This window comes from Bacteroides sp. 4_1_36 (assembly GCF_003466325.1).
GTDB classification, from domain to species: Bacteria; Bacteroidota; Bacteroidia; order Bacteroidales; family Bacteroidaceae; genus Bacteroides; species Bacteroides uniformis.
Window position 1 is genome coordinate 87765 of record NZ_QSOX01000006.1, and the last position, 14544, is coordinate 102308.

The following is a 14544-nucleotide window of genomic DNA, read 5'->3' on the forward strand; positions in this document are numbered from 1 at the left end:
CGTTACTGTACCTTATTATATTATGCAAACGTTTTCATTGGGGCTATTTGATGGGGGTTACGCTGGCGGTATCGACCTTTCCCTTGAAGAAGTCCTCTTTCTTGCGCTTTTCTCTGATGTCCTTCAGCCAGTTTTCGGCGGCATTGTATCGGTTGTCTTCTCCGATGATGGGAACTCCGTCCGCATCTACTTCCTGCACTTTGTCCTTGCTGTTTTTCGGACGGGTTTTCAGGTAGGCCGTTAGGTATCTCTCTGCTTTGGACGCATCTTTCAGATAGTAATAATAGATAAAGGCTGCGTCGTAGAGCAGTTTGTGTTTCTGCCGGTCGTATTTTTCGTATTGCGTCAGAAGGGTATTCGCCTGGTCGGTGTATTGAAATGCCATCTTGTAGCAGTCCGCAAGCCCCACATATAGGCGGGACATGACACTGTCGCTGGGCATGGCGAGGCTTACGGCAGTTTCCAGATAAGTCACTCCATCCTCTTTCCATGATGTCTTGGAGCAGGCGCGTCCCAGATAATAGAGAACGTTGATGTTGGTATTGTCATCTTTAAGAGCCCTTTCCAGCAGGTCGTGTGCTGGGTAGAAGTCTTCGAGGGCATAATAGCTGATTCCGGCGTAGAAGCAGGTTTGGAAGGAGCTGTCTTTTTCCTGTAACAGTTGTTCATATCTTTCTATTGCTTTGGGGTAATCTTTGTTCAGGCAATAGGCTTGGGCATTGATGCGGTTCACAAGGACGTTGGTGGAGTCTATGGAACGGTATTTCTCCGTTATGTTTATGGCGTCTTCATACTGGTGGCCTGCTACATAGATGTTGCCGAGTTTGGCAGCAGACAGGTAATCATTGGGATATCTTTTCTGTATGTCCAGGTAGGCATCTATCACATGCATGATTTCTGTGTTGTCATAGACTTGCCCCATACTTTCGGCTCTAAGGTGTAGTACATAGGCGGAACTGTCCCTTTCTGCCAGCAGGTTGCTTTCCTTTAGAGACTCACGGTATCTCTTCATGTTCATCAGCAGACTGATATACTGGATGCGTGCGTATTTATTGTCCGGATTTATGTGGAGCGCATTTTGGTAGTAATCCAGTGCCTCGCTATATTTGGCAAGTGATTTGCAGCATTCGGCAGCTTCAATGTATGCCCGGGGATTGAGAGAATCCTGAGCTACGACTTCCTGAAATACGCTCAGAGCTTCAAGGTTATTGCCCAGCCCTTTCAGCGCTTTCCCTTTTTGGTAGAGTAGGGGGACGGTCGGGGTTTCTTGATCGATCAGCATCAAGGCTGTTTCATAATCGTAGTTGGCCATCGCCTCTTGAATGGGATTTGTGGTCTGTGCCGCCAGAAGCGAACAGCATGCACTGAAACATAAGGAGATAAAAAGCTTTCGCATACAGTATATCATTTATATGAGGTTAAACTGACTGCAAGTTACTAAAAAGAATGTATTTACGAAATAATCGTAATTTGTTTTAGATAGATTAACGAAAAAGCCCCTCCAAAAATGAAGGGGCTCTAAAATAGTTCAGAATTCAAGCCGGATAACGGAATGAATAAATGTATTACATTAAGAATCCCAGCAGGATACCTGCTGCTACAGCGGAACCGATTACACCGGCAACGTTCGGGCCCATGGCATGCATCAGCAGATAGTTGGTAGGATCGTATTCCAGACCTACTACTTGGGAGATACGTGCAGAGTCGGGTACGGCAGATACACCGGCATTACCGATCAACGGATTAATCTTGTTGCCTTTCTTCAGGAAGAGGTTGAAAATCTTCACGAAGATGACACCGGATGCTGTGGCAATGACAAATGATAAGGCGCCCAGACCGAATATCTTGATTGAATCAAGGGTTAAGAACTCGGATGCTTGCGTAGAAGCACCTACTGTCAAACCAAGCAGAATAGTAATGGTATCAATCAGCGGACCACTGGCTGTGTTTGCCAGACGACGTGTAACTCCACTTTCTTTCAGTAAATTACCGAAGAACAGCATACCCAGCAAAGGCAGACCGGATGGTACAAGGAATGTGGTTAGTAACAAACCGATAATCGGGAACATTACTTTTTCCGTATGTGAAACCACACGGGGAGGTTTCATACGGATAAGACGTTCATTTTTACTGGTCAGCCAACGCATAATAGGCGGCTGTATCACCGGTACTAATGCCATATATGAATAGGCTGATACCGCAATGGCACCCATTAAGTTAGGAGCCAGTTTGGAAGAGAGGAAGATGGCAGTCGGACCATCGGCACCACCAATGATACCGATTGCACCAGCCTGCATCGGGTCAAATCCTATGGCAAGGGCAATCATATAAGCACCGAATATACCGAATTGGGCTGCTGCACCAACCAACATTAATTTGGGGTTCGATATCAAAGCAGAGAAATCCGTCATGGCACCGATACCCAGGAATATGAGTGGCGGGTACCAACCGGAGGTTACTCCCTGGTACAGAATATTAAGTACGGAACCTTCTTCATAGATACCGACTTTTAATCCGGCTTCCATATTGAAAGGTATATTACCAATCAGCATACCGAAACCGATAGGAATTAATAGCATCGGCTCAAATTCCTTGGCTACAGCCAAGTATATGAAAAACAAACCTACCAGAAGCATTACCACATGTCCTACCGTTGCATTGGCAAAACCTGTATAAGTCCAGAAGTCGGCAAGGTTGTTTCCTAAAAATGTGATAAATTCTCCCATATTATTCAATAATTACGAGGTCAGTACCTTCGAGAACAGAGTCCCCTTTGTTTACATTGATGGCTGTAATCTTACCGTCTTTATCAGCATTGATATTGTTTTCCATCTTCATGGCTTCCAAAATGATGATAACTTGTCCCTTCTTTACTGTATCGCCGACATTTACTTTGATATCGAGGATTACACCGGGAAGCGGAGATTTTACACCTGACTTGCCGGTAGAAGCAGCGGCCGGTTTTACTACCGGAGTAGCAGGAGCAGCAGGAGCGGATGTGGCTGCCGGACGTGCTACCGGTTTAACGACTACCTTCGGTGCTTTTTCCATTTCAACTTTGTAGGGAGTACCGTTCACTTCTACATGAGCGATGTTGTCTTCAATATCTCCAATGGCAACTTTATATACGTTACCGTTAATTTTATATTTATATTCTTTCATCGTTTTATTTTATTATGGGTGACTTACTTTTTGTGAGGAGTCTCACGCAACGTATAAATCTTTGAACTCCACGGTGAGTAACTGCGTTTTACACGGGTAATGGTAAGTATCGTGTCTTCCACATCGTGTACATCGCTTTGGAATTCGTGCATGGCCATTGAAATGGCAGCAAAAACTTCTCCCGGAGCCTGCCCCAGTTGTTTCTCTTTTGCTTCTTGTTTATCAGTAATACCTTTAGCTTTCATGGCATTGCGTTTGCTGAGGTTAACTGATATTTTACCTATAATCTTGAAGGAGATGTAGAGTAATATCAGCCCGCAGAATACAACGCTCATGGCAGAAATAGCCATACCGATACCTACGCTGTCATGCTCTTCGAATTTTTCCATTTTGGCATTGCTGTCGATAGTCTTGTTGTTGGTACTCGGAGTGACATATTTATCTTCGCTTCCACCCTTTACTTCCCATTGGTCGGCTGCATCACTGACACGGGCATAGGATTGGTTGGCTTTTAAAGTACCGGCAGGCACTATGACTTGATCAAGCAATTTCTTGCCGGAATCATACAACCCAATCCAGTTGGCATTTGTGGCATCCAGTTTGAAGTTCGTATGAAATGTACCGCGTCTTGGTTCTCCATCAGCCCAGAAAAGTGCATGCTGACGTGGTTTTATGAGTGTCAGAACGTCACCTTTGGGAATGAAATAACTGGCAGTATCACCCGGCTGGCTGCTGAATTTCAGATAGCAACCTGCAAGGTCGGCGCTGCCGTATGATCTGTTGAATATTTCAATCCATGCGCTGTGCACACCGTAGTCATCCTGATAGTTGCTTTCGTTGTTGACCAGCACTTCATTCAGCAGCAGTTTGTTGTTCGATTTCTGTTCTTTGCAAGAAGAGCAAAAGCCCAACACCAGCATCAATGAAAGGAATATTCCGATTTTTGTTTTATTCATAATCGTTCTTGTTTTAGTGTGAAAAGCTTGATTACAAGGGAATATTACCATGCTTCTTAGCCGGGTTAGTCAATTTCTTGGTTTGCAACTGTTGCAGGGCACGAATGATGCGGAAACGTGTGTTACGCGGTTCGATAACATCATCAATGTAGCCATATTTAGCTGCATTATAAGGATTGGCAAACAACTTGGTGTATTCAGCCTCTTTTTCAGCCAGGAATTGAGCCGGATTTTCCTGCTCTTTGGCTTCGCGGGCATATAATACTTCTACAGCACCTGCACCACCCATTACAGCGATTTCAGCAGTAGGCCAAGCATAATTCATGTCGCCACGCAGCTGCTTACAGCTCATCACGATGTGCGAACCACCGTAGGATTTACGCAGTGTGATGGTAACCTTGGGTACAGTAGCTTCACCGTATGCATACAGCAGTTTGGCACCGTGCAGGATGACGCCGTTGTACTCCTGGCCGGTTCCCGGAAGGAATCCCGGTACGTCTACCAATGATACGATAGGAATATTGAAGGCGTCGCAGAAACGGACGAAGCGTGCGCCCTTGCGGGATGCGTTGCTGTCGAGCACACCTGCCAGATACTTCGGCTGGTTGGCAACAATACCTACGGACTGTCCGTTGAAACGTGCGAAACCAATAATGATATTCTTTGAATAATCTTTTTGGATTTCGAGGAACTCACCATTATCTATGATAGCACCAATTACCTCGTACATATCGTACGGTTTGTTCGGGTTATCAGGAATGATGTCGTTCAGGGAATCTTCCAGACGGTCGATAGGGTCTGTACAGTCTACATAGGGAGCTTCTTCCAGGTTGTTCTGGGGAATGTAGCTCAACAGTTTGCGGATAAGAGCCAAACCTTCTTCTTCTGTCTGTGCAGTAAAATGAGTAACACCAGATTTGGTGGAGTGAACGCTCGCGCCACCCAGGTTTTCCTGGCTTACGTCTTCTCCGGTTACAGTCTTTACTACCTTCGGACCGGTAAGGAACATGTAGGATGTACCTTCCATCATCAAAGTAAAGTCTGTCAAGGCAGGAGAGTAAACGGCGCCACCGGCACAAGGACCGAAAATACCGGAAATCTGCGGAATGACACCCGAAGCAAGTATGTTACGTTGGAAGATTTCAGCGTAGCCAGCCAAGGCATTAATACCTTCCTGAATACGTGCACCGCCCGAGTCGTTGATACCGATACACGGAGCACCCATTTTCATGGCTTGGTCCATAATCTTACAGATTTTCAGAGACATGGTTTCGGACAGTGAACCGGCAGAAACTGTGAAGTCCTGTGCGAAGATATAAACCAGACGGCCTTCGATTGTACCGCAACCGGTTACTACACCGTCACCGGGGTAGTGTTTCTTTTCCATGCCGAAGTTCGTACATCTATGTTCTACGAACATGTCCATTTCTTCGAAACTGCCTTCGTCAAGAAGCATGGCTATACGCTCACGAGCTGTATATTTACCCTTCTCGTGTTGCTTTGCAATCGCTTTTTCACCACCACCGAGACGTGCTGCAGCGCGGCGGTCTATAAGCTCTTTAATCTTTTCAAGTTGATTACTCATGAATTTATATTCTTTAAGTGTTTATACAATTTATGATTTGATGATTTTACAGTCTTGCTTATTCCGGTTTCTCGCAAAGCTCGGTCAGGACACCGAGAGTTGACTTCGGATGCAGGAATGCAATGTTCAGACCTTCTGCACCTTTGCGGGGAGCTTTGTCTATAAGGCGGATACCTTTTTCTTCGACTTCGGCAAGCGCACCGGCCACTCCGTCTTCAACGGCAAATGCCAGATGATGCATGCCACCGTTACCGTTGTTCTTTTCGATGAACTTGGCAATTGTGCTTTCGGGAGAAGTAGGTTCCAACAATTCGATCTTTACATCGCCCACTTTCAGGAAAGCGGTTCTAACTTTCTGATCTTCCACGGTTTCGATGTTGTAGCATTTCAAACCTAAAACGTTTTCGTAGTACGGAAGGGCTTCTTCAATGCTCTTAACGGCAATGCCCAGATGCTCAATGTGTGAAATCTTCATAACTATATAAATTAATGTTAGTATTGTATCCTTTTTAATAAAGGTATAAAGCAGCACAAAGAAAGAGAATTCTTCCTTAATAAAGAAATTTTTCATCAATTAATTAATGGTTAATTGAACTTTAGAAGGATTTTTTCAGACTTTAGATAGAGACCGGTTGTTTTCTTGATATCGTCCGCTAACGGACATCCCCACTGTCCGAAAATGAACACTTACCCCTCTATGAAACCTTTCCGGCCACTTGGCACACTCTTTGCTTTTCTGTTTGCGACAATTTTAAAGATTGAACATGAAAAAGAATATTTTACTTGCAGTTTGTTTTTTGATGCCGTTGGCAACCATGGCGCAGAATGATACTTTGGGACATGAACGCAATATTACGCTGTCGGAGGCCATTGTACTGGCCCGTACGCAGTCTGTGGATGCTGCTGTGGCATTGAATGAATTGAAAACCGCGTATTGGGAATACCGTACATTCCGTGCGGACTTGTTGCCGGAAGTGAATTTCACCGGTACACTACCCAACTATAACAAGTCCTACAGTACCTACCAGAATTCCGACGGCTCCTATAGCTTTGTTCGCAACAATACACTGGGGCTGTCCGGACAGCTTTCGGTAGACCAGAACATTTGGTTTACGGGGGGTAAGCTGTCACTGACTTCTTCGCTGGATTATCTCAAACAACTGGGTTCCGGAGGAGCGAAGCAGTTCATGTCAGTCCCCGTGAGCCTGGAGTTGACGCAGCCGGTCTTCGGAGTGAATACCTTGAAGTGGAACCGCCGTATAGAGCCCGTACGCTATGCTGAGGCAAAGGCCGAGTTCATTTCAGCTACGGAAGAGGTGACGATGAAAACCATCACTTATTTCTTTGAGTTGCTGCTGGCCAAAGAATCGCTCGCTACCGCCATGCAGAACAAGACGAATGCCGACCGCCTTTATGAAGTGGCCATAGCCAAACGTAAAATGGGACAGATATCCGAGAATGATTTGTTGCAGCTTAAACTGAATTCATTGCAGGGCAAGGCCGACGTGACTGAGGCAGAGAGCAACCTGAATGCAAAAATGTTCCAGCTCCGTTCTTTCCTCGGGGTGTCCGAGCAGGAAAGCCTGAATCCGGTGTTGCCCGCCACTGTTCCCGATATAAAGATGGAGTATGACCGTGTGCTGAACAAGGCACTGGAACGCAACTCCTTTGCACAGAACATTCGCCGCCGCCAGCTCGAAGCTGATTATGAAGTGGCAACGGCACGCGGAAACTTGCGCAGCATCGACCTCTTTGCCAGTGTGGGCTATACGGGGCAGAACCATGAATTCTCTTCAGCCTACCGGGACTTGCTTGATAATCAGATTGTGCAGGTAGGCGTCAAGATTCCTATCCTTGACTGGGGCAAGCGCCGCGGCAAGGTAAGGGTGGCAAAGAGCAACCGTGAAGTGGTTTTATCCAAAATCCGCCAAGAACAGATGGACTTTAACCAGGACATCTTTTTGCTGGTGGCTAACTTCAACAACCAGGCGCAACAGCTGGACATAGCCAAAGAGGCGGATGTCATTGCTGAGAAGCGTTACAAGACCAGTGTAGAGACCTTTATGATAGGTAAAATCAGCACCCTGGACCTGAACGATGCACAGAACTCTAAAGACGAAGCCCGTCAAAAGCATATTTCAGAGCTGTACTACTATTGGTATTACTTCTATCAGCTCCGCAGCTTGACCCTTTGGGATTTTGAACGCGATACGGAATTGGAAGCTGATTTTGAAGAGGTGGTAAGAGGATAAGTCGACGGGTTGCAAGTGATAAGTTATGAGTTATTTGCCGGTAAAAGTACCGTATATGCGATATTATAGGTAAATAACTTATAACTTATCATTCATAACTCTGCTTTTTTACTTATTTTTGCGGGAAACAAACTACAATTTTTATGATACTGATAATAGACGACGATAGTGCTGTGCGCTCTTCCCTCAGCTTTATGCTGAAGCGTGCCGGATATGAGGTGAAAACGGCTCCGGGCCCTCGCGAAGCTATGGATATAGTTAGGGCCGAAGCTCCCGCCTTGATTTTGATGGATATGAACTTCACTCTTTCCACTACCGGAGAAGAGGGACTTACCTTATTGAAGCAGGTAAAGGTGTTCCGTCCCGATGTGCCCGTTATTTTGATGACGGCATGGGGAAGTATCCAGCTTGCCGTGCAGGGTATGCAGGCCGGCGCATTCGATTTCATAACCAAGCCTTGGAACAATGCTGCTCTTTTGCAGCGCATCGAGACGGCCCTTGAACTTACGGCCGCCCCGAAAGAGGTGCCGGAAGAGCAGACTACCGCATTGAATCGCAGCCATATTATAGGTAAGTCCAAAGGGCTGATGGAAGTGCTGAACACAGTGGCTCGCATAGCCCGTACCAATGCTTCGGTGCTGATTACGGGCGAAAGCGGAACGGGCAAGGAGCTGATTGCCGAAGCCATCCATATCAACAGCCAACGCGTGAAGCAGCCCTTTGTCAAGGTGAACCTTGGTGGCATCTCGCAGAGCTTGTTCGAGAGCGAGATGTTCGGCCATAAGAAAGGGGCGTTTACCGATGCCAGTGCCGACCGTATAGGGCGTTTTGAAATGGCAAACAAAGGTACCATCTTCCTCGACGAGATTGGTGACCTCGACCCTTCCTGCCAGGTGAAACTGCTGCGCGTGCTTCAGGACCAGACATTCGAAGTGCTGGGCGATAGCCGTCCCTGCAAAGTCGATGTGCGCGTCGTTTCCGCCACTAATGCAGACCTCCGCAAGATGGTGTCCGAACGTACTTTCCGTGAAGACCTTTTTTACCGTATCAACCTGATTACCGTAAAACTGCCCTCCTTGCGGGAGCGCCGTGAGGATATACCTTTGCTGGCACGTCATTTTGCCGACCGTCAGGCAGAGGTGAACGGCTTGCCGCGTACGGATTTCTCGGCCGACGCTCTGAATTTCCTTTCCCGCCTGCCTTATCCGGGCAACATTCGTGAGTTGAAGAATCTGGTGGAGCGTACCATTCTGGTCAGCGGCAAGCCGGTGCTGGATGCCACGGATTTCGATGCCCAATATCTGCGTCACGACGAACCGGCCAAAGCTGCCGAAGGTACTTCTTTTGCAGGTATGACCTTGGATGAAATAGAGCGGCAGACTATCTTGCAGGCGTTGGAACAGCATAAAGGGAATCTCAGTCAAGTGGCAGTGTCATTAGGCATCAGCCGCGCTGCGCTTTACAGACGTTTGGAAAAATATAATATTCAAGTCCCGTGCGCATAAAATTCTTTTTCTTCATACTCGTCCTTTTTCTGCTCGGTCTGGGTGGAATGCTGGTATATCTGCTGAGTGGAAAGCCTTCTTTGTATCTGTACGTATTGGAGGGGCTCATCGGGTTTATCCTTATCTATCTGATAGTATTCTATAATAAGATAGTGAAGCCGATGAACACCATAGGCAGCGGTATGGAGTTGCTGCGCGAGCAGGATTTCAGTAGTCGTCTCAGCCGGGTAGGGCAGTACGAGGCAGACCGCATTGTGAATATCTTTAACCGAATGATGGAGCAGCTCAAGAATGAACGGTTGCGCATGCGCGAGCAGAATCACTTCTTGGATTTGTTGATTCAGGCATCTCCAATGGGGGTTATTATCCTGACAATGGACGATGAAGTGTCGCAACTGAATCCGATGGCGGTAAAGATGCTCGGTGTCCGTATGGAGGAGGCGATGACAAAACGGCTGGACCAGATGGACTCCCCGTTGGCTGCCGAACTTTCGTCTATTCCCAAAGACGAGACGGCGGTGGTCCGTCTCAATGATGCGAATATTTATAAATGCACCCATTCTTCTTTTATTGACAGAGGGTTCAAACATCCTTTTTTCTTGATAGAGCGTATGACGGAAGAAGTGATGCGTGCCGAGAAGCGTGCCTATGAAAAGGTAATCCGCATGATAGCTCATGAAGTGAACAATACCACTGCGGGCATCACTTCCACACTCGATACAGTGGAGCAGGCACTTTCTACAGAAGATGATATGGAGGACATCTGCGACGTGATGCGCGTTTGTACGGAGCGTTGTTTCTCGATGAGCCGTTTCATTACCCGTTTTGCAGATGTGGTAAAGATACCCGAACCTACCCTGGCACCCGTCCAGCTGAATGAGTTGGTGTCCATGTGCAAGCGTTTCATGGAAGGAATGTGCAATGACCGCAATATAGAGCTACGTCTGGAATGCGACCCAGAGGTGGGAATGGTGCGTATGGATGCTTCTCTTTTTGAGCAGGTGCTTGTGAATATCATCAAGAATGCCGCCGAAAGTATAGAGGGGGACACCGGAGAAAACGGACAGCAAGGTGAGATAATAGTAAGGACCACTGCCCCCGCTTCTGTCGAAGTCGTTGACAATGGTCCGGGGATAAGTAAAGAGACCGAAGCTAAACTCTTCAGCCCCTTCTTTTCCACCAAGCCGAACGGGCAGGGAATTGGCCTGGTGTTTATCCGGGAAGTTTTGAGCCGTCATGGTTGCACGTTCTCCCTGCGTACCTACAGCGATGGATTGACCCGCTTCCGTATACTATTTAATTGAAAATTGAAAGTTTTACCTTTCACCTTTCAATTTCTGCTTTTAAAGAATTCTTTTGCATATTCGTCCAATATCCTTTTAATGCCTTGGCCGATGGTCGCATAGTCTTTCTCGTCCAGATTGGCGAGTGAGGCGCGCACGCTCCATTCGGGGCCGTCAAAACCACCGCCGTTCAGCAGCACCAGAGAGGTTTCTTTGGCAAGGCGGAAGACTACGTTCAGCGGGCTGTAGGTACGTTTCAGATATTCTACAAAGTCGTCCCCATAGAACTTCTTTGCCCAAACCAGCATGTCGATTTCTGTATAATAACCTACACGCAACGGGTCTTCCGTCAGCGTGAAACCGGTATTCTCCCAAAGGGCATGCAATCGGCGGCGGATAATCTCCTGCATCTTTTGCTTGTATTTGTTTTCCTTGTCCAGCAGGGCAAAGGCGGCGAAAAGGCCCATCTGCATCTGTTGTGGCAATGACAGTCCGGCGGTATGGTTCAGTGCCACCTGGCGACTGTCGGCAACCATACGGTCGATAAACTTCAGTTTTTCAGGTTCCAGAGTGAGGGTGGAGTAGCGGCGGTGCAGAATCTCCCGTTTCTCTTTCGGCAGTTTGGCTATCAGCTTGTCGAACAGATTGAATTCGTGCAGGGCGATGACCGCATTGCGCCATCCGGTGGCACCGAAGTATTTGGAGAATGAATAGACGCAAAGCGTATTGTAGGGAATTTCTGCCATGAACGAACGGAAGTGCGGACTGAATGTACCGTATACGTCGTCTGTAATAATCATCAGATTAGGGTTGTCATTTCTGACGATACTCACGATGCGCGCCATTGTATCCGGACTGAGTGTGTAGCTGGGCGGATTACTGGGATTGGTGACAAAGAGGGCCTTGATTTTAGGGCTTTTCAAGCGGTCTATGTCTTCGTCGCTGTACTGCCAGAGGTGCATCCCTTCGTTATTCATGCGGTTGGCATGTATTTTGGTCACTCGAAACTGGTAGCGGCTGAGTTGTGGGATTTCAATATAGGGGGTAAAGGCAGGAACCATGAGGACGATGCCGTCCCCTTTGTTCAGCAGGAAGTTTTCCTGCAGGGAGTCGAAGATGTAGCACATGGCGGCTGTTCCACCTTCGGTGGCAAACAGGTCATAGGCACCCCGGGGAGGACGGTTGTCGCACATCTCTTGCGAAAGGTAATCTTGCACAAGGATTTCCGTAAAATGAAGGATGCGGTCGGGCACGGGATACTGGTCGCCTACAATGCTTTCGGCCCATTCGTGTACAAGGCTGTCGGGGTCGGCGGCATGCTGCATCAGCAGGTAGTTGTAGGTTTGTTCCAGCAATTTGGCGCCCGGTACGTTATTGTTCTTTTTCAGGAAGGCTTCGAAGCGAGAGGCAATGCCTTTTTTTTCGGGGATGCCTGCAATTCCCTCGGGCAAATCCATGATGCGGCGGCACTCTTCCAGGCCGAAGCTTCCCAACAGGAAGAAGGCTTCGCGTGGAGCGGTTGCAATCCAGTTGGGGTTGCCGCGCCCTGCGTTCAGCATGGTACGGGCGGTTTTCTTCAGACTCTCGTCTGCCATGTCTATCAGGCGGTTCTTCAGTTCGAAAGGACTGATAGATTCCATTTTCTTTTCTAAAAGTTTTGTATCCATAAGCTCAAGTTTAGGTTCGTTATTTATTGTTTTCAGTCATTCGGCGAATAATCTCTGTTCATGCGGTATACTATTTCTTTCCTTGCTTGAAATTAATCGTCCGATATATGTTTCCTTTTCGTCCGACAGTTGTTGAATCATCGTCCGACAACTGTTGAATTATCGACCGACAGCTGTCGGACGAATAGCTATTAGTGAATGGGTATATAGTCGCTTGCATTTCCGGCAATAATTCTTTGAATGCTCCGGATTAGTAAGCATTGGTACAGAATCGTCTTATATTAGCAAAACGATGACTACACCCCATATTATTAATAAGGTATTGCCCACGGCATAGGTCACGGTGTATCCCAGAGCAGGTGTCTCACTCTCAACGGCATCCTGCACCGCGCCTAAAGCGGCCGTAGTGGTACGTGCCCCCGCGCAGACGCCCAAAGCCAGTGCCGGATGGAACTTGAAAACATACCTTGCCAGCAGCAAGCCGATAATCAGCGGCAGGGTGGTGGCGGCTGCTCCCACCAGAAACAGGCTGATACCTACGTCGTGGAAGCCCTGCACGAAACTGGGACCTGCCGAAATGCCCACTACCGCAATGAACATGTTCAGACCGACATTGTTCAACACCCATTGTGAAGGTTCGGGAATGCGCCCGAAGGTGGGGTGCTTACTGCGGAGCCAGCCGAAGAACAAGCCCGCAATCAATGCGCCGCCGCTTGTGCTCAAGCTGATGGGGATGCCGCCGATATGGACGGAAAGTGCTCCGAACAAACCTCCGACAAGGATACCAAGGCCTACGAATATCATATCCGTCTGGTTGGTAGGGCGGTCTATATACCCCAGACGTTTGGCTGCTGCTTCCACTTCCTGCCTGGTACCTACCACTTCGATGACGTCGCCGGCATCTACTACCGTTTGTGCCAGCACGGGAATGGATATTCCGGCGCGCTTGATGCTCCGGATACTGACACCGTGCATGAACTTTTCCCTTCGGATAACTGCAACCGTCTTGCCGGCAACCGTCTTGCGTGTGATTGTAACCGGTAACTTTTCGGCAGGAAAATCCAGGAGCTGGGCATCTTGTACTTCCGGCCCTATCCAGCTTTCTTCGCCTATGATGTATTCGCGGCGTCCGCTTAGCACTACTTCGTCTCCCGGCTCTATCTGTATGTTCATGCTGACTTCCACCACAACTCCGGATTTGCGGAGGCGTTCCACAAATAGACGTTTGTCGTGCTGCCGGAAGTAGACTTCCAGGTCAATCACCCGCTTTCCATTCTTGAACCATTCGTTTTCGACCCGGTAGGCACGGAAAGTGACGGGGCGTGCCGCCGGCATGAATCCCGGTTCGTCAGCCAGAGAGCTGCCCATCTTCGCCTCCAGTTCCTTGCAGGCGGCTTTCACCTTTTCCAGCCCGCCTAGCATCTTGGGACCAATGGATGATAGGACCCATGCCGAGCCTGCCGTACCGAAAATGTAGGTGACGGCGTAGGATACGGGAATGATGTTGACGTAACTTTGTCGTTGGGCCTCGTCCAGTCCCATATTGGCCATGGTGTCTTCTGCCACTCCGATGACGGCGGAGATGGTTTGCGAACCGGCCAGCAGTCCGGCAGCTTCACCGGCATTGTAGCCCATCATCAGGGCCAGCAGCCAGGTCACTAACAGTACGGATACACACATCAGTACGGCAAAGCCTACTTGGGGTAATCCGTCCTTTTTCAGTCCGCGGAAGAACTGGGGACCCACTTTATAGCCCACGGCAAAAAGGAAAAGCAGAAAAAATACCGACTTTATCGGACCCGGTACGGCTATATTCAGTTGCCCTACCAGTACGCCTACAAGCAGTACACTGGTCACTGTGCCCAGCGTAAACTTACCGATACGCAGTTTCCCCAGCCAGAATCCCAGGAATATAGTGAGGAAAATGGCAAGTTCGGGGCGTTCCCTGAGCTGGTTGAAAATCCATTCCATAATCAAGTTGTTTAGGTTATATATTGGTTGTTCCGATGCTTTCTGGAGCGTCGTTTCGCTATACAACGGCTTTTAACGGGAAGTGTTTTGTACAAAAGGAGTTTTTTAGAACATTTATTCCGTAAAACCGAACTTTAAGAAAAAGTTTTCTTCCGTACCTTTG

Annotated in this window: 11 protein-coding genes; 3 read left to right on the top strand and 8 right to left on the bottom strand. The window is 48.0% G+C overall.

Going from position 1 to position 14544, the window contains the following annotated elements; genetic code table 11:
• Nucleotides 1-43 precede the first annotated feature (43 nt).
• The 6 genes from DXD65_RS08145 to mce all read right to left on the bottom strand — a co-directional run bounded on the left by DXD65_RS08145 (nt 44) and on the right by mce (nt 6178).
• Nucleotides 44-1396 (bottom strand): tetratricopeptide repeat protein, encoded by a 1353-nt coding sequence (locus DXD65_RS08145; protein WP_005826790.1) that lies wholly within the window; start codon nt 1394-1396, stop codon nt 44-46.
• Between the two features lie 169 nt (nt 1397-1565).
• Nucleotides 1566-2726, bottom strand: a complete 1161-nt coding sequence (locus DXD65_RS08150; protein WP_005826789.1) for a sodium ion-translocating decarboxylase subunit beta — start codon at nt 2724-2726, stop codon at nt 1566-1568.
• Between the two features lies 1 nt (nt 2727).
• Complete coding sequence (locus DXD65_RS08155; RefSeq protein ID WP_005826788.1) at nt 2728-3162, bottom strand: biotin/lipoyl-containing protein; 435 nt, start codon at nt 3160-3162, stop codon at nt 2728-2730.
• A 23-nt stretch (nt 3163-3185) separates the two neighbouring features.
• Entirely contained in the window at nt 3186-4118 is a 933-nt protein-coding gene (locus tag DXD65_RS08160; RefSeq protein WP_008663742.1) for an OadG family transporter subunit, read from the bottom strand.
• Between the two features lie 31 nt (nt 4119-4149).
• Complete coding sequence (locus tag DXD65_RS08165) at nt 4150-5703, bottom strand: acyl-CoA carboxylase subunit beta (protein WP_005826784.1); 1554 nt, start codon at nt 5701-5703, stop codon at nt 4150-4152.
• Between the two features lie 58 nt (nt 5704-5761).
• Nucleotides 5762-6178, bottom strand: coding sequence for a methylmalonyl-CoA epimerase (gene mce, locus DXD65_RS08170; RefSeq protein ID WP_009036790.1), 417 nt, complete (start codon nt 6176-6178; stop codon nt 5762-5764).
• Nucleotides 6179-6467: 289 nt separating this feature from the next.
• Between mce and DXD65_RS08175 the strand changes: the two genes are divergently transcribed.
• The 3 genes from DXD65_RS08175 to DXD65_RS08185 all read left to right on the top strand — a co-directional run bounded on the left by DXD65_RS08175 (nt 6468) and on the right by DXD65_RS08185 (nt 10764).
• A complete protein-coding gene (locus tag DXD65_RS08175) occupies nt 6468-7955 on the top strand; it encodes a TolC family protein (protein ID WP_061411189.1) in 1488 nt (495 codons plus the stop codon).
• A gap of 143 nt (nt 7956-8098) precedes the next feature.
• Nucleotides 8099-9460 carry a sigma-54-dependent transcriptional regulator gene (locus DXD65_RS08180; RefSeq protein WP_117887537.1) on the top strand — a complete coding sequence of 454 codons (1362 nt, stop codon included), beginning with the start codon at nt 8099-8101 and terminating at the stop codon, nt 9458-9460.
• Nucleotides 9451-10764, top strand: a complete 1314-nt coding sequence (locus DXD65_RS08185) for a sensor histidine kinase (protein WP_117887538.1) — start codon at nt 9451-9453, stop codon at nt 10762-10764. The genes DXD65_RS08180 and DXD65_RS08185 overlap by 10 nt, the downstream gene beginning before the upstream one ends.
• Before the next feature lie 26 nt (nt 10765-10790).
• Here DXD65_RS08185 and aspD read toward each other — a convergent pair whose 3' ends face one another.
• The gene (aspD, locus tag DXD65_RS08190; RefSeq protein ID WP_009036793.1) at nt 10791-12410 is read right to left on the bottom strand and encodes an aspartate 4-decarboxylase; all 1620 of its coding nucleotides are present in this window, start codon (nt 12408-12410) and stop codon (nt 10791-10793) included.
• Nucleotides 12411-12686: 276 nt separating this feature from the next.
• Nucleotides 12687-14381 carry an aspartate-alanine antiporter gene (gene aspT / locus DXD65_RS08195; RefSeq protein ID WP_005826770.1) on the bottom strand — a complete coding sequence of 565 codons (1695 nt, stop codon included), beginning with the start codon at nt 14379-14381 and terminating at the stop codon, nt 12687-12689.
• Nucleotides 14382-14544 lie beyond the last annotated feature (163 nt).

Coding starts and splice junctions, on each gene's coding strand:
- DXD65_RS08145 (WP_005826790.1), bottom strand. CDS start 1,396: ATGCGAAAGCTTTTTATCTCCTTATGTTTCAGTGCATGCTGTTCGCTT.
- DXD65_RS08150 (WP_005826789.1), bottom strand. CDS start 2,726: ATGGGAGAATTTATCACATTTTTAGGAAACAACCTTGCCGACTTCTGG.
- DXD65_RS08155 (WP_005826788.1), bottom strand. CDS start 3,162: ATGAAAGAATATAAATATAAAATTAACGGTAACGTATATAAAGTTGCC.
- DXD65_RS08160 (WP_008663742.1), bottom strand. CDS start 4,118: ATGAATAAAACAAAAATCGGAATATTCCTTTCATTGATGCTGGTGTTG.
- DXD65_RS08165 (WP_005826784.1), bottom strand. CDS start 5,703: ATGAGTAATCAACTTGAAAAGATTAAAGAGCTTATAGACCGCCGCGCT.
- mce (WP_009036790.1), bottom strand. CDS start 6,178: ATGAAGATTTCACACATTGAGCATCTGGGCATTGCCGTTAAGAGCATT.
- DXD65_RS08175 (WP_061411189.1), top strand. CDS start 6,468: ATGAAAAAGAATATTTTACTTGCAGTTTGTTTTTTGATGCCGTTGGCA.
- DXD65_RS08180 (WP_117887537.1), top strand. CDS start 8,099: ATGATACTGATAATAGACGACGATAGTGCTGTGCGCTCTTCCCTCAGC.
- aspD (WP_009036793.1), bottom strand. CDS start 12,410: ATGGATACAAAACTTTTAGAAAAGAAAATGGAATCTATCAGTCCTTTC.
- aspT (WP_005826770.1), bottom strand. CDS start 14,381: ATGGAATGGATTTTCAACCAGCTCAGGGAACGCCCCGAACTTGCCATT.